Source organism: Streptomyces sp. NPDC002676, assembly GCF_053592455.1.
Genome location: NZ_JBSFVT010000003.1, coordinates 302,112 through 317,222, shown reverse-complemented (window position 1 = coordinate 317,222; position 15,111 = coordinate 302,112). Strand labels below are relative to the sequence as shown.

13 protein-coding genes are annotated in these 15,111 nt (G+C 68.6%); 6 read left to right on the top strand and 7 right to left on the bottom strand.

The annotated features are described in order from the left end of the window. The first annotated feature begins 187 nt into the window (after nucleotides 1-187). Both ACWD3E_RS11770 and ACWD3E_RS11765 read left to right on the top strand, forming a co-directional pair. The gene (locus tag ACWD3E_RS11770; RefSeq protein WP_451387375.1) at nucleotides 188-1,855 is read left to right on the top strand and encodes a sigma-70 family RNA polymerase sigma factor; all 1,668 of its coding nucleotides are present in this window, start codon (nucleotides 188-190) and stop codon (nucleotides 1,853-1,855) included. Nucleotides 1,856-2,029: 174 nt separating this feature from the next. Further along, nucleotides 2,030-2,251, top strand: a complete 222-nt coding sequence (locus ACWD3E_RS11765; RefSeq protein ID WP_451387374.1) for a hypothetical protein — start codon at nucleotides 2,030-2,032, stop codon at nucleotides 2,249-2,251. A gap of 416 nt (nucleotides 2,252-2,667) precedes the next feature. On the opposite strand, the gene ACWD3E_RS11760 is transcribed toward ACWD3E_RS11765, so the two are convergent. Then, nucleotides 2,668-3,489, bottom strand: a complete 822-nt coding sequence (locus ACWD3E_RS11760) for a TrmB family transcriptional regulator (RefSeq protein WP_451387373.1) — start codon at nucleotides 3,487-3,489, stop codon at nucleotides 2,668-2,670. Between the two features lie 454 nt (nucleotides 3,490-3,943). On the opposite strand from ACWD3E_RS11760, the gene ACWD3E_RS11755 reads away from it, so the two are divergent. Further along, a complete protein-coding gene (locus ACWD3E_RS11755; protein WP_451387372.1) occupies nucleotides 3,944-5,002 on the top strand; it encodes a S53 family peptidase in 1,059 nt (352 codons plus the stop codon). 292 nt (nucleotides 5,003-5,294) lie between these two features. On the opposite strand, the gene ACWD3E_RS11750 is transcribed toward ACWD3E_RS11755, so the two are convergent. Together ACWD3E_RS11750 and ACWD3E_RS11745 are read right to left on the bottom strand one after the other, a co-directional pair. Continuing rightward, entirely contained in the window at nucleotides 5,295-5,837 is a 543-nt protein-coding gene (locus tag ACWD3E_RS11750; RefSeq protein WP_451387371.1) for a hypothetical protein, read from the bottom strand. A gap of 30 nt (nucleotides 5,838-5,867) precedes the next feature. Further along, the gene (locus tag ACWD3E_RS11745) at nucleotides 5,868-7,703 is read right to left on the bottom strand and encodes an FG-GAP-like repeat-containing protein (RefSeq protein WP_451387370.1); all 1,836 of its coding nucleotides are present in this window, start codon (nucleotides 7,701-7,703) and stop codon (nucleotides 5,868-5,870) included. Nucleotides 7,704-8,485: 782 nt separating this feature from the next. On the opposite strand from ACWD3E_RS11745, the gene ACWD3E_RS11740 reads away from it, so the two are divergent. The 3 genes from ACWD3E_RS11740 to ACWD3E_RS11730 all read left to right on the top strand — a co-directional run bounded on the left by ACWD3E_RS11740 (nucleotide 8,486) and on the right by ACWD3E_RS11730 (nucleotide 9,836). Then, nucleotides 8,486-8,824: a helix-turn-helix domain-containing protein gene (locus ACWD3E_RS11740; protein WP_451387369.1), complete on the top strand. Its 339-nt coding sequence runs from the start codon at nucleotides 8,486-8,488 to the stop codon at nucleotides 8,822-8,824. 231 nt (nucleotides 8,825-9,055) lie between these two features. Then, complete coding sequence (locus ACWD3E_RS11735) at nucleotides 9,056-9,259, top strand: cold-shock protein (protein WP_069779708.1); 204 nt, start codon at nucleotides 9,056-9,058, stop codon at nucleotides 9,257-9,259. Between the two features lie 289 nt (nucleotides 9,260-9,548). Continuing rightward, nucleotides 9,549-9,836, top strand: a complete 288-nt coding sequence (locus ACWD3E_RS11730; protein WP_451387368.1) for an SCO5918 family protein — start codon at nucleotides 9,549-9,551, stop codon at nucleotides 9,834-9,836. Between the two features lie 7 nt (nucleotides 9,837-9,843). On the opposite strand, the gene ACWD3E_RS11725 is transcribed toward ACWD3E_RS11730, so the two are convergent. The 4 genes from ACWD3E_RS11725 to ACWD3E_RS11710 all read right to left on the bottom strand — a co-directional run bounded on the left by ACWD3E_RS11725 (nucleotide 9,844) and on the right by ACWD3E_RS11710 (nucleotide 15,079). Beyond that, a complete protein-coding gene (locus tag ACWD3E_RS11725; protein WP_451387367.1) occupies nucleotides 9,844-11,748 on the bottom strand; it encodes an NHL repeat-containing protein in 1,905 nt (634 codons plus the stop codon). 204 nt (nucleotides 11,749-11,952) lie between these two features. Next, nucleotides 11,953-12,399 (bottom strand): hypothetical protein, encoded by a 447-nt coding sequence (locus ACWD3E_RS11720; RefSeq protein ID WP_451387366.1) that lies wholly within the window; start codon nucleotides 12,397-12,399, stop codon nucleotides 11,953-11,955. Between the two features lie 974 nt (nucleotides 12,400-13,373). Further along, nucleotides 13,374-14,462 (bottom strand): CU044_5270 family protein, encoded by a 1,089-nt coding sequence (locus tag ACWD3E_RS11715; RefSeq protein WP_451387365.1) that lies wholly within the window; start codon nucleotides 14,460-14,462, stop codon nucleotides 13,374-13,376. Beyond that, complete coding sequence (locus tag ACWD3E_RS11710; protein WP_451387659.1) at nucleotides 14,459-15,079, bottom strand: RNA polymerase sigma factor; 621 nt, start codon at nucleotides 15,077-15,079, stop codon at nucleotides 14,459-14,461. The genes ACWD3E_RS11715 and ACWD3E_RS11710 overlap by 4 nt, the downstream gene beginning before the upstream one ends. Nucleotides 15,080-15,111: the final 32 nt, after the last annotated feature.

The window sequence follows — 15,111 nt, the reverse complement described above, 5'->3', positions numbered from 1 at the left end:
CGCTTGTCGAGCGACGTCATCCCCGATGACACGGCAAATCCTTCGGATGTCCCAAATTTGCCTACATCGGCGTCAATGTGGCGTCGAAAAAAATCTCCGAATTTCTGTTATCCGCCCGCTCCGGCGGGGTCTCCCAGGTATCGAAGGCATGCAGATACGTTGACGTTGAGGGGAAGCGAGGACGGACATGACGTTGGAGAACGAAGCAGCGGTCGTCGCGAACGCCCAGGCAGGGGACGAGCGCGCGCGGAACGAACTGATCGCCGAGTACCTGCCGCTGGTCTACAACATCGTCGGACGTGCACTGCGCGGCCACGCGGACGTCGACGACGTGGTGCAGGAGACCATGCTTCGCGCGCTGGAGGGGCTGGCCGACCTGCGCAGACCCGACCGGTTCCGCTCGTGGCTGGTGGCCGTCACGATGAACGAGATACGCCGGGACTGGCGCAGTAAACAGGCATCGGTCGCCGATGCCAGGGTGGACGAAGTAGCCGAACTGGCCGACCCGGGGGCCGACTTCGTCGACCTGACCATCATCCGGCTGGGGCTTTCGGGTCAACGCCGGGAGGTCGCCGAGGCGACCCGATGGCTGGACGAGGACGATCACGCCCTGCTGTCGTTGTGGTGGCTGGAGGCCGCGGGCGAGCTGACCCGCTCGGAAGTGGCCGGCGCCTTGAAACTGCCCGCCCGGTACGTAGCGGTACGGGTGCAGCGGATGAAGACACAACTGGAAATTGCCCGGGCGGTGGTACACGCGCTGTCGGCGGCGTCTCGTTGCCCGCGGCTGGAGCCCGTCGTGGCACGTTGGGACGGCGTTCCGTCCGGGCTGTGGCGCAAGCGCATATCCCGTCACGTCCGCGGCTGCAGGGCCTGCTCGGATCGACGCAGCGGACTGATACCGGCGCAGGCCCTCCTTGTCGGCGTCGCCCTCGTGCCGCCGGCCGCGGGCCTCCTCCGGGACACGGCCCAAGTGGGCGGCGGCACGGTGGGCTTCAGCTCCGCCGCCGCCAAGCTGAGCGATGCGAGCGGCGGCAACTCCGGCGCCGTGGCCCGGCCGGGGGCGGGGCACGCAGAGCACTGCCCGAACGGTCTGGGTGCCCGCCGGCCGGCCGGCCACCGCCGGCCACGGCCCCGACTCCGGCCCCGGGGTGCGCACGTATGGGCCGGAGGAGCCGCGGTGACGGTCGCAGCCACCGCGATATCCGTAGCCCTCGGCTCACCGCACGGTACCCAGAAGGCCGACCCCAGGGTCGCGGCCACCAAGCCGGTGCCGATGTCCCGCCCTGCACCTCACCTCCCTCCGCACCCGGTCACCCGTCGGCCTACGGCCTCGCCGAGCCGGACGCCGGCCGTCGCGGCGCGACCGGCCACGACGTCCCCGCCCCACCCCACGCTCACCCCCTCAACCGCCCCGACTCCGCAGCCGGCCGCCGAACCCGGCGCGGTCGCGCAGGTCCTCACTGTGATCAACCAGGCGCGAGCCGCCCACGGCCTGCCGCCCTACACCGTCACCGACGGGCTCACCTACAGCGCGCAGGGGCACAACACCGCGATGGACGACGGGTGCGGTCTGTCCCATCAGTGCCCAGGCGAAGCCCCGTTGGGTGCCAGGGAAAGAGCCCAGGGCGTCGACTGGGGATTCGCGGGCGAGAACATCGGGAGAGCCTCTTCAGGCCCAGAGGCCCAGCAGATCACCCGGGCCGCCGTCAACCTGACCCAGGCCATGCTGAACGAGCAACCACCCGACGACGGCCACCGCCGGAACATCCTGAGCAGCACCTTCACCCACATCGGCATCGCGGTCCACCGGGATCCCGGCGGCACCGTCTGGCTCACCCAGGACTTCTCCGACTGAGGGCCTGGACGGACAGAAACACGCCCCTGACCCGCGGAAGAGGGGAAACGGCGAGACGGGGTGCCGAACGCCGCACGCAGCCGGCGTCGTCTCGTGCACCCGCTGGGGGTTGGGAGCTGCTGGAGTTTGCCGACGGCCACAGCGAGCGGGATGCACGTAGGCTCATACTGAGCTATGACAAAGCCTGCGGCGCCGAAGCGTCATTTGCCCACCAGCCCCTTCAAGGCCCCGGTCACCCCGGCTCCCAAGTACTTCGCCATGGGCGACCAGGTCACACATGACGTGTACGGCCTCGGCCGGGTAGTCGGCATCGAGGACGGAATCGCGGCGCTCGTGGATTTCGGCTCTGCGCAAATGCGGATCTTGAGCCCGTACGCCAAGATGACCAAGCTGTAGGACCGCTGTGCCCGGTCACGGCACGCCAGGCCCCGTCAGGGACCTGTAACGAAAGGCAGACCTCTCATCGACCCGACGTCGCTGTTCTCCGCCCTGGAAGGGCAACCCCGCCGTTCCACTGCAGTATCGCCGCCTCCGACGACACAACCCTTCCAGGCCCCGGACTTCGGAGAAGACGAGAGCTTCTGGTCCGAGGATGCACAGGAGCCCGTCCCGGGCACGCGTGCGGTGCGGCCCAAGGCTGCCTAGAGGTGGTTTCGACAGCTATCCGCGGGCTGTCTGCCCGTAAGGCGAAACCGACGAGTCGCAGGGCGGCCGGATTCCAGACGGCCGCGGCGGACCCGAGCGCGGCCGTCCAGCCGGCCCCGGACCGCGATGAGACGCCGAAGGGGCCGCCGGTGCCGAATACATGCTCCTCACGGCGTCAGGCCGGGCTCCGGCCTGGGCGCAGCGGCCGTCCACACGGTGTGGAAGGCCAGTCGCAGGCAGCTCGCGAGGGCCGGGTGCTCGATGAAGAGTGTGGTGGTGGAGCCGGCACCGGCCACCGGGTCGGGCATGTCGCACAGGACGAGGGAGGCATCGGCGACGACGAGCTTCAGGGGCAGTTCGGGGGCGAAGCGGGCTTCCTCTCCTGCGGCGGCGAAGCGCCGCACGTGCTCCACCGTCTCAGGATCGTCCAGGGCGTCGTCGAGGTAGATCGCCCGGACGGTGCCGCCGGCCCGGTGGAGTCGATGGACCACAGCTATGCCCTCCGCGTTCTCGGCGGGTGCGACGAACGGCGGTTTGCAGAAGGTGAGAAGTTCGTGTCGCGCCTGCCGCTGGATGTCGGCGAAGCGCTCGGAGATCGCCTTCGGGTCGCGCAGAATCTCGATGTAGTCCAGCGGATCGGTGTGCTCCCGCCCCTGGGACCACAGCGGCTGCAGGACGCCGGCCAAGCCCTGTGAGACCCGCTCCAGCCGGTCGACGGACTCCCGTTGCACAGCCATCAGCCGGGCGAGGGCCAACTCGGGCGTGACGGCGGAGTACGTGGCCACTCGCCCGGGGTGGGTGGTGGCCAGCTGCCGCCGTACGAGCGCGTCCAGCACGTCGTACACGCGCTGGCGCGGCACATCGGCTTCCCGGGCCACCTCGGCGGCCGTGTAAGAACCACGCCTGATGAGTGTCAGGTAGACCCGTGCCTCGTACCGGGCCAGGCCCAGCGACATCAGGTCGTTGATGGTTCCAACTTCCAGCTCCATGGGTGCACAAGGTACCTGCCGATGCCAGGGAGTTGAGGGAAAGGTTTTACCAACTGGCCCTGTTCTCTTCAGCAAACAATCCATAGCCTCGTCTGTAGCCACCACTGACCGGGGTGGCAGTAACCAGCACCATGCCCGAAAGTCGGCCCCACTCGGCCACCCCCAACGGAAAGCGTTTGTCATGCACGTGACATGACATGCTTCCGGCCGTCGTAGTGGAGCCACCCATCCCCCCACGGAGGGCAGTTCATTGCGTTCTCACCGCAGAAGGAACCTGATACGTCGCGGCGCACCCGCACTCCTGTCTGCAGCGGCTCTGATAACCGGCGGCCTGACCGTCGCCTCACAGTCGGCGGCCTTCGCGACGACGGCCACGGCATCGCCCACGACCTCCGCGTCCACCTCCACGGTGCACACCCACCGCCTCTGTTCGGAGCCGAGCAAGCCCGGCTACATGGCGTGTGAGGCGGTCGTCCGTAGCGACCTCAAGGCGCAGAAGTCCCTCGGCCGCCACGACACCCCCAAGGGCTTCGGACCGGCCGACCTGCAGGCCGCCTACAACCTCCCCAAGGACGGCGGCAAGGGCGCCACCGTCGCGATCGTCGACGCGAACGACGACCCGAACGCCGAGAAGGACCTGGCGACCTACCGGTCCCAGTACGGCCTGCCGGAGTGCAGCACGAGCAACGGCTGCTTCAAGAAGATCGACCAGGACGGCGGCACGAACTACCCGGCGCCCGACGCGGGTTGGGCGGGCGAGATCTCGCTCGACGTCGACATGGTCAGCGCGGCCTGCCCCCAGTGCCACATCCTGCTCGTCGAGGCCAAGTCCGCCAGCATGGAGGACCTCGGCGCGGCCGTGAACCAGGCCGTCAAGCAGGGCGCCAAGTACGTCTCCAACAGCTACGGCGGCAACGAGGAAGCCGCCGACACCTCCGCGGACGACCAGTACTTCAAGCACCCCGGCGTCGCCATCACCGTCAGTTCCGGCGACAGCGGCTACGGCGTCGAGTACCCGGCCGCCTCGCAGTACGTGACGGCCGTCGGGGGCACCTCGCTCAAGAAGGACAGCAGCACCCGCGGCTACTCCGAGTCCGTCTGGGGCACGTCCGCCGGCGGCGACGGAGCGGGCTCGGGCTGCTCGCAGTACGACGCCAAGCCGTCCTGGCAGAAGGACACCGGCTGCACCAAGCGCGCCGTCGCCGACGTCGCGGCCGTCGCCGACCCGGCGACCGGTCTCGCCGTCTACGACAGCTACCAGGCCAACGGCTGGAACGTGTACGGCGGCACCAGCGCCTCCGCGCCGTTCGTCGCCGGTGTCTACGCCCTCGCGGGCACCCCGGGCTCCGATGACGTTCCGGCCTCGTACCCCTACGCCCACCCTGACAAGCTGAACGACGTCACCGACGGCTCCAACGGGTCCTGCAGCGACTACCTGTGCAAGGCGGGCAAGGGGTTCGACGGTCCGACGGGCCTGGGTACCCCGAACGGTGTCGCGGCCTTCACCAAGTAGACGCACAGGACGGCCCACTGCTCAGGGCCACCAAGAGTGCGGCCGTCCGCACAGTCATCGATGGTCCGAGTTCACGCACGGGGCCTGAGCCGACACCAACGGCCGCCGCCGGCCGGTTCCGGTCCCGTCCACTTCGCCCCGTCGGCCATCCGGCGGGGCGAAGTGCTGCGGCCATCGCCCTTCGGCGCTCGCGGCCCGCAGCAACGCCGGCGGCTGCAAGACCCAGTGACCAGTCCATGCCGCTGCCGCGGTCGGACCCGCAGTCCTGCCGGATCGCGATTCTCGTCCGGGGTCAGGTGTTCCTGGTCCTTCGGCGGCGCACGGCGGTGTAGCCGACGGCGGTGAGGAGCAGCGCGCCGCCGCCGACTGCGGCAACGGTGCCGGTGCGGCTGAAGGAACCGGCCGACTGCTCGCAGTACCGGCCGTTGTCGTCCTTGACCGTGATGGTCAGGTGGCCCCGGTCGCCGATCGCTGCGGACTTCTCGTGCTGCCCGGCGATGTCGACCGGGTAGCTTCCCGGCCCGATGTCGCAGCTGATGGTGCCGTTGCCCTCCCCGAAGCTGTTCTTCCGCAGCTCCACGGTCACGTCCTTGGTGAACGCCGGAGACTTCACGGTGAAGCTGCCGTTGCCGTCCGCGGCCAGGGAGGTCAGGTCGACGTCGGACGTGACCACGACGGGCGCACCCTGCTGAAGGGGGCCGTCTGCGGTGCTGTCGCTGTCGTTTCCGCGGATGCTGACGCTCAGGCCCGGACCGTCCGCCGCCGAGGCTGTGTGAGAGCCCGTGAAGCCGATGACGGCCGCGGTGAGAGCAGTTGCTGCAGTGCGCAGGTACATCGCGCGTACCTCGCCTTCCTGAGAGGGGGGTCAGCCGGCCTTGGGCGGCACGAGCATGTGTTCACGGCCGAGGGTGGTGGAGGTGTCGGTGTAGAGGGTGGTCTCACCGTCCGACCAACGCACGAGCAGGTCGTCGGGTTCGCCCTGTGTGTAGGCGCCCGCGGTCATGACAGAGGCGTGGGTCCACAGCCGGTTAGAGGACAACATCCGGACTTCCGTTCCCACACTGGAGGGGCCCGCGTCGCGGTAGAGCGAGAGCTCGCCGTCCGACCAGCGCACTATCACGTCCCAGTTGGAGCCGCCGGTGAAGTTGCCGGCGGTGAGGATCGTGGCGTGCTTCCAGGTGTCGTTGGGGTCCCTGAGCTTGTGCTCGTGGAGGAGGCCCCGGCCGTCGACGTCGGTGTAGAGGGAGAGTTCCCCGTCCGCCCAACGGACCATGAGGTCGTCGGTCCACTTGTTGTCGCTGTAGCGTCCGGCCGTGATCTGGATGGCGTTCCGCCAGGTGTCGTCGGGCTTGTGGAGCTGCGTCTCCTTGGCGAATCCGCCCCTGCCGTCGCCGGTGTAGAGGGTGACTTCGCCGTCCACCCAGACGACGACGAGGTCGGAGGAGTCGCTGCCCGTGAAGTCGCCTCCGGCGATGACCTTGGCGTCCTTCCAGGTGTCGGACTTGGTGATCCTCTTCTCGCCGGAGAAGCCGCCCTTGCCGTCACCGGCGTAGAGGGTGACCTCGCCGTCCGTCCAGACCACGATCATGTCGGTCCTGCCGTCGCCGTTGTAGTCACCGGAGGCCAACTTCTTGGCGTTGGTCCACAGGCCGCCGCCGGTGGGGTACATGCTGTAGCCACGCGGGTATTGCTGCGGTTCGGTGTTGTTCTTCGCGGCGGCGTAGATCTCCAGGGCACGCTTGTCGTAGGTGACGGCGAAGGAGATGCGGTCGCTGTCGTTCTCCAGGCCGCCTCCGTAGTAGCCGCCGAGGTTGCCGATCACGGTTCCGCTGCCGGTCGTGGTGTTCAGACCGGTGATCCAGGGGCTTCCGGAGGTGCCTCCGTAGAAGCCGCCGCACTCCATGCGCATCTGCCGGTAGCCGGGAAGCTGCCGGGTTGTGACGCCGGGGCAGATGATCGGCCGGTTCTTCGGGTTGTGGCTTCCCGGGTAGCCGACCACGGTCACGGTCTGGCTGTAGTCGCCGTTCACCTGGCCGAGCTTGAGAGCGGCGCCGACAGCCTTCTGCAGGCTGTGGTTGCTGCTGTTGGTGCCTACCCGGGCGAAGGCGTAGTCCAGGTCGGAGTAGGCGTCACGGGTGGGGTTGCCGCCCACCGTGTACCAGCGGGAATCGCGGATCCACTTCTGCACCGGGAACCGGCCGTAGGGGGCGGGGTTCCTCGCCGCGCCGTCGTAGCGGGGCACGAACATGCCCTTGCTTCCGCCCGAGCAGTGTGCGGCGGTCAGGATGACGTTGCCCTGCGGGCTGTCGATGACACTGGCCGAGCAGAAACGCCCTTCCAGCCGGTCGGTGGCGGGGTTCCGTGTGTAGTGGAAGAAGGTACCGACGGTGGGGACGCCTCCGAAGTAGTAGCCGTCCTTGGCGGCTGCCGCAGCCGACAGGCGTGCGGCGGGCTTCCAGCCTGCGGGCGCCTCGGGGCGGGGGGAGTCCGGTGTGGCCGCGGCCATCCGCTGGGGTGTCCAGAAGTCCTCGGCCGCTTCGCTCGTCCACTGGTCGTCTTCGGCCGCATCGCCATCGTCGGCGGAGGGTGCGGGCGTAGAGGGTGTTGTGGAGGGTGCGGGGCTGATGGAGGGTGCGATCGGGCGAGGGGTGTCTGCGATGGCGGGCGTGGCGGTCGCCAGGACGAGCGCACCGGCTGACATCAGTAGCTTATGTATGCGAGTTATGCGCACGTTTCCTCAACATGTGTGGAGCTCTTGGCATGCTGGTGGTCCCTCACGGGCGGCCCAGTCGGCTCGGCACACGCCGAACTCCACGACTGCGCCGTTCCAGTCGTTTCTTCAGGGAGAGCTTGATTCCCCGGTCATACGATCCGTCGTGATCGAAGCGCGCCGCCGACGGCAACCGCGCCCGCCGCAGCGGGCCCGCACTGGTGCCTGGTCATGAGTCCCCCGTTCCGCGAGCCGTGGCCCGACGAGCGAGTTGGTCAGACTCCCCCGTGCTCCAGCCCGGCATCCATGTCCTCGGCAGATCACTGCCGACCTTGATCCAAACCTACCTCTGATGTGCGTATCTCCCCGAGTGGGGCAAGGCCGGCGGACCGGGCGTGCCATCGGCGTGCCGGATCCCGCGGGGAACCACGCCTGCCCGACCAGGACCTCTCCGCCCGCCTGCGTCTACCTGACCGTACCGAGGGCCCCCGGGATCTGCTGGTCGTGCCACCGGAGGCGTCCGAGCGGGCCGCCGCCTCGCTCATGTCCGCGGTCGGGCTGACACCGAAGCAGGGTCACTTCGCAGGCTGATTGCGCTGATTCGTCCCGTCCGGCGACGCACGTCGTTCCTGGCACATCTGCCATGGCGAGACCACATGTCCGTGCCTGCCGGAGTTAGGCTTGCCGCACGGGGCAGATGGCGCTGAATTCTTCCGAGTGCGGGTGCCGCGCACGCCCGGGCCCCTCTCCGTGTCCCCCGAAACGAAGGTGCTATGCCCGCCGAGAAAGCCCCAGTCACCGGCAACCTCGACGACGACGACTATCCCGCCTACACCATGGGGCGCGCCGCCGACGTTCTCGGTACCACCCCCGCCTTCCTCCGGGCCGTCGGTGAAGCCGAGCTGATCACTCCCCTGCGGTCGGAAGGCGGCCACCGCCGGTACTCCCGCCGCCAGTTGCGCATCGCCGCCCGCGCCCGCGAGCTGGTCGACCAGGGCACCCCTGTCGAGGCCGCGTGCCGCATCATCTCTCTGGAGAACCAGCTCGACGACGCCCTTCGCCTGAACCGGGACATACGCCGGAAGCTGGACGAGCAGGGTACGAATATCTAGTCCCGCCGTGACAGAAATCCGGACTCCAGCCGGATGAGGATTACCGGACACTTCCGAAAACACAGGCCCACTTCGACCCGACCTGTGTTAACGTGATAGCAGTTGCAGTTTTGGTTGCCAGAGATATTTTCTTTGCAGAGCTTTCCGGATCTTTCCGGAGGGGTGATCATCGCGGCGACTCGGCTCCGTAAAGTGCGGAGATCCGGTACTGCCCCCCGAGGGAGATTCAATATGGCATCTGGCACCGTGAAGTGGTTCAACGCGGAAAAGGGCTTCGGCTTCATCGAGCAGGACGGCGGCGGCGCTGACGTGTTCGCCCACTACTCGAACATCGCCACCCAGGGCTTCCGCGAGCTTCAGGAAGGCCAGAAGGTTACCTTCGACGTCACGCAGGGCCAGAAGGGCCCGCAGGCCGAGAACATCGTTCCCGCCTGACACTGACGCGAACCATGTGGCTGGGGCCCGCGCTCTTGGGGTGCGGGCCCCAGCTCATTGCTTTCCCCAGTCCCGGATTTCCCGGATGACTCGCACCCCGGCTTCAGCACCGAGAAGCCCGGCTTTTCGCATTATCTTCGGCCCATTCTTGCGAATCCTCGTGCGACCCCGGCCGCCGAAGAGAATTCCTCGATACGCCGCATCGAGGAGGTCCTCGCCGGGCACCGGCCGAAAGAACGGCCAAGGAGCACGGGTCGAGGAGTTCGTCCCCGCCCCTGTGGAGGCATCCATGCGCTGTGTCATCGCCAGATTCCCCTTCGACCTGATCAAGAGTGAGGTCGAGCAGTCGATGAGTGGCATCACGCCCGAACCCGTCACCGGCGTGTCCGTGACCATCGACCGCCGCGTCTACCCCGTGATGCAGGTCGGGGAAGTGATCACCAGGCTGAACCGCCGGGACTTCACGACGAGTGAGATGCGCCGGGCACTGAACCGCCTCGGCTTCACCTGCCACGACGCACGCCCGGTCATGCCGGCCCGGGACGCGCGAGCCGACGAGGATGCGCTTGGTTGGTGACGCCTGGTCAGGGCTGGGTGCTGGTCTGGATCGGGCAGGCGGTCGTGCTGGTGGATGCCGGGCGGGCCGGTAGAGGCTGCAAGGGTGTGCAGACGGGCGTGGCGACTCCGATGAGTTCGACCAAGCCGTTGCCGCCGGTGGGTGGGACGAGCTTGGACCAGTTGTTGGCCAGCCAGACGTTTCCGGACTGGTCGAGCTGGACGGCGGTGAGGTGCTGGATGGAGTTGCTGCGGTAGCCGTCGGGCGGTGACAGCACAGAGCCGGTGGAAGAGCCGGGCGGGCACGCGCTGGTGTTCACGCCGCACAGGACGGAGACGGAGGGGGCGCCGAAGCCGGCGACCCACACGCGGTCGGACCCGTCGATGGCCACGGACCAGGGAGCGATGGTCGTGGGCAGTTTGTGTACGCCCGTGACCCTTCCGTCGGACCCGAGTTCGGTGACCGAGTTACTGAGGAAGTCGGGCACCCAGACGTTGTTCTTGGAGTCGACGGCGAGTCCGAGCGGCCAGTCGAGCGAGGCGTCCTTGATCGGGGAGAACGAGGTCGGCTTGAAGTCGGGGCCGATGACGGTGACACTGCCGCCCGCGTGGCCCGTGAGCGGGCGTGCGTCCATGAGCTTCGCCCCGTTGAAGCGGGCGTTGGAGACCCAGGCCCGGCCGTAGCCGTCGATCTGGAGCGAGAACGGATGGTCGAGGCCGCCGCCGGTGATGGTGATCGCCTTCGAGGGGTCGCCGTGGGGGTAGACGATCACGCTTCCCTTACCGCGGTTGCCCTTGAGGCCGTAGAAGTTGGCGATCCAGATGTTGCCCTTCTGGTCGACGGCGGTGCCCTGGGGGTGATTGAGGTCGCCGTTCTTGAATCCCGTGCTGGGTGACAGCGGTTCACCGGCCGACGAGTACTTCGACATGGCTGCGCCCGCGTAGCTGGGCGCCCAGACGGAGCCCTGGTGGTCGATGGCGATGCCCCAGGCACCCGCCTTCATGCCGCCGCCGCTGATGGGGCTGTTCAGGGTGGGGGTGCCCACCGGGTCCTGCACGGTGACGTAGGGGCTGGGGTTTCGTGTGCCGGGCAGCCAGTTGTTGGTGGCCCAGATGTTGCCTTTGGCGTCCATGGCGATCCGGCCGGGGGCGTAGACCTGGGGCGCGGTGTAGTGCAGGGCCAGGACCCAGGCCGCGGGTGCTGCGGTGAGCGTGGGGGTGTACGTGTGTGCCTGTGCGGCGAGGGCGTACAGCTTTCCGGTGGCCAGTCTCGGGTTGCGGGCGAGGTTGAGCACCGCCTGCACCGTGTCACCGGGAGCCCTGCCGCGCGGCGGTGTCGCCTGGCGGAGCATGTCCTGGCATCGCCCGGTGTCCGCTCCCGGCGCGCAGAGCGAGACGAGGTTCGCCAGGGTGCCGAGCGTGGCCAGGGTGTCGTTCTTGCTGCCGTTGTTCTGGTCGGCGACGACTTTGCCGGGCATTCCCGAAGCCGGGTCGGCAAGGTTGTAGGACGTGGCCGCGGCGTTCTCCAGGCCGGGGCTCGGCCCGGTGATGCCGTGCCGGCCGGTGAACTGGGCCAGTGCGTACGTGGCGGCGACGGTGGTGAATTCGTTGACCGTGACAGCAAACTCGGCGCGCTGGGCGACTGCGCCCCCGGGGCCGAACCCCACGACGGAGCGCAGACGCAACGACCGGTCGCGCGTGGGCGTGGCCTCGACGTACAGCACAGAGCCCGAGCGCCGGCCGGGCCGGATCTGGAAGGCTCCGTCGGCGTCTGTCGTGGCGCGCCCCAGTGTCCGGACGCCCTGCCGGTCTCCTGCGAAGAGTGTGACGTCGGCGTGGGACAGCGGCTGTCCCGCGCTGGTGACCGTTCCGCGCAACGGGGCCGGCGTGGCGGGGGGCGTGGCTGCGGGAAGTCCCGTCAGGGCCAGTGCCATGGTGCCCGATGCGGTGAGGGCGATGCCTGAGCGGTGCCGGGAGAACTCCGTCCTTCCAACGCCGCGCGAGGATCGCCGTGTTGCTCTGCGGAGGCGAACGGGGAGGCGGATGGGGCGGGGTATGGGGACGGGAATGAGGAGGGGACGCACGATCGGGCCTTTCGTCGTGCCGGGAGCCGCGCTGCCGACGGCGGGCGCTCCGCCCTATGCGTTGCCGCTGTCCGGGTCACGCAGCGTGAACCATCCGATCTTGCGGCCGGACAGCCAGATCAGACCCAGGTACAGATGCGGGCCGACTTGGCGGATCTCATCGCGCACGCCCCCGAACACCAGGGACGTGTGGGAGTAGTCGATGACGATGCACTCCTGGCCGTCCAGAAGGCTCGGGCCGGGAGCGACCATGGCGACAATGGACAGAATGTCCATCGGTGTGAGCCGGTTGCTGAGGTAGCCGTCCGGGCTGAAGACCTTGCCGCGCCACGCGAACAGATGCACCAGGCCTGCGAGCAGCCTCGCACCCCAAGGCCCTGCATCGGAAAAAATCGCCCGGCCCTCCATCGGGCCTTTGGGGATCTCACCGGCCGGACTCCCGCGAAACAGCTCCTCAAGCCGCTGATCGTCGGTCTTGAGCAGTTCAGTCTCTGTAGTCATCACGAACTTCCTCGGCACGATCTTCCTCGGCGCACCACCTCCATCGTGAACCCTTCCGGCGCGGCTCACCACCGCTGGTCAACTGGCGCGCGTTCTCTTCTACTCGGCATCGTCCGGCTCATCCGGGCTTTTTGCCGGATCCGGCTTGACCGCCGGCGGAACGGCGTAGATGACCCGCCCGTCCCTGCCGCGCCTCCCCCTCCTGCCGTTGTGACCCCTCCTGCCGTGATGACCGTCTTTCCCGTGCCGCCCCGGTTGACCTGTCGGGCCGGTCGGGCCGGCCGCACCAGAGGGACCGGAGGGGCCGGGCGGGCCGGGCGGAGCCCCTTCGTTGCCCTTCCCCTGGAGTTCGATGCGCCGTAGTTGGAGTTCGTCGATCTGCTGCTGGTGGGCAACGAGCAGAGCTGACTGCGCGACGAGCGCGACGGTCATCACTGCGCCGAGCACAAGGCGGCGCCGCGGGCCTCGCAACGCCTCGTTTACGCTACTCACATGCTTCCTCACGCTGTGTGACGGACACCGAGGGGCTAGCTCGACGACGGCGGCGGCGGGGGGGCGACAGCGTCCTTCCCGGGGGCTCCGTCCTTCCCGTCCTTCCCGTTGGTCCCGTCCTTACCGTCCTTCCCGTCGGTACCGTCCTTGCCTTGCGGGCCGATGGGGCCGGCCGGGCCGCGAGGACCGGGGGGACCGGACGGACCGGGAGGACCGGACTCGAGATGCCCCTGTCCGTCGACGGGCTGCGTCTGCAAATCGTCGATCTGCATATCCTGGGCGATGAGCACAGCCGACTGCACGACGAGCGCGGCAGTCAGAACCGCCCCGAGCACTAGGGGGCGCCGCGGGCTACGCAGCGCTTCGATCACGCTTCTCACATTGACCCTCACTCTGTGCGACATCGAAAGTGTAAAAGACGACGTCGTGAGGGAGGGGGACCTACACGTCGAGTGTCTGCCCCCCGGACAGCGCCTCGTCCGTCAGCCGTGGGTCTTGGCAGGCTGCTTGCCGTGCTGGTCGACGACCGCGCGCTCCATGACGGCGTCCGTGCCGTACAGCGTGTCGGCCTCGGCTCCCTCGACCTTGTTCTTGGTCATGTACGCACGCGAACCGAGGTAGGTGAGCGTGTGCTTGTCGAAGATCCACTCACTGCGTGTCGCGGAGCCGGCGTCCTCGCGCGTGATGCCGATGCCGTGCCGGCCCGCGGCATCGACGGCGTCGGGGATGCCGGTCACGCCGGGGATCCTCTCGACCGCCTTGTAGAGAGCGGAGGCGTTCGCGGGCGGCATGATCGTCGTGTTCAGCAGCTCGCCGATCCTCTCGAAGACGGCCTGGTCCTTCGAGTCACCCTTCTCCACCCTGGTGTGGGAGTAGAGCAGCTTGAGCAGAGCGTCGGGGTCGGTGGGCAGCGAGGCCAGCCACTTGTACGTGGGCCGGTCGATGCCCACCGGGACCGGGGTGGTGGATTCGACGGGGATGACCTCACCGGGCGTGACGGCGTCCTTGCCGGTCTCGCGCATCCACCCCGTCCGGGCGACGGGGGCCGGGTTCTGTGACATCCAGAACTCATCGCTGTGCAGGGCACCCAGCCGTACGGGGCCGCCGAACGTGCCCTTGTTCTCGCGGATCAGGCTCCTCACGTAAACGAACTGGCCGTCCTTCACCGGCACCTGGTCGGTTGTCATGGCCGCTGCGGCAATCCGGTCGAGGGTGACGGACGCATCGGTCCGCCCGGCGTTCGCGCCGGGGGCCGCGGTCGCGGGGGCGGGGCCGTGGCCGCCGCCGGAGAGCGTGACGACGAGGGCTCCGGCCACTGCCATCGACGCGAGGGGCAACACCAGGGCCGGGCGCGGCAGTCGGCGGCGGGGGGATGCGGGGGACGGCAGGGTGCCGAGGGTGTGCTCGCGGTCGCGGGAACGGTCTCGGTCGCGGTCGCGGTCGATCTGCTGCATCAGAACTTCCTTGTGCTGGAGATGGCGGCTCGGCGAGAGGTCCCATTCGGACGACGCCAGCAACTCCTCGGCCTGACTCCGGGGCGTTCCGGCGTGGGGCAGGTTGTCGGCGTTCATCGGGTTTCCTCCTGCAGAAACAGGGCCGCGAACGCGGCCTCACTCTCCATCTCTCCGTGAGAGCTTGGCGGTTCCGTCTTTCCCTGGCCGGGGTGTGCGGCGCTGAGCCGGGCCAGTCGTGCACGGGCGCGCGACAGCCGCGAGCGCACGGTGCCCACCGGGATGCCGAGGGCCTCGGCGGCCTGCCGGTAGTCCAGTCCGGCCGCCACGCACAGGGCGATCACCTCACGGTCCTGGCGCCGCAGTCGGCGCAGCGCGTCGTGGACCATCGCGAGGCGACGGGCGTCGTCGATCCGGCCCGCCGTCTCGTCGGCGAAGTCCTCGACCGGCGCCGGGGCCGGGTACCGGGACAGGAAGGAGAGCCGCCGGCGCAGACCACGGTTGGCGTTGTGCGCCTTGTGCGTGGCGATGCCGAGCAGCCAGGGTCTGAGCGAGCCGCCCTCCCGCTCCACCGTCTCCCGGGTACGCCAGGCGGCGAGGAAGGTCTCGGACATGGCTTCCTCGGCCTCCGACCAGTTGCCGGTCAACCGCAGAGCATGGTTGTAGACCGCCCGTGCGTACTGGTCGTACAGGTCGGCGAAGGCGGCACGGTCCCCTGCCCGGATGCGCGCACGCAACGACTCTGCTGGTTCTGTATGGCTCACACTCG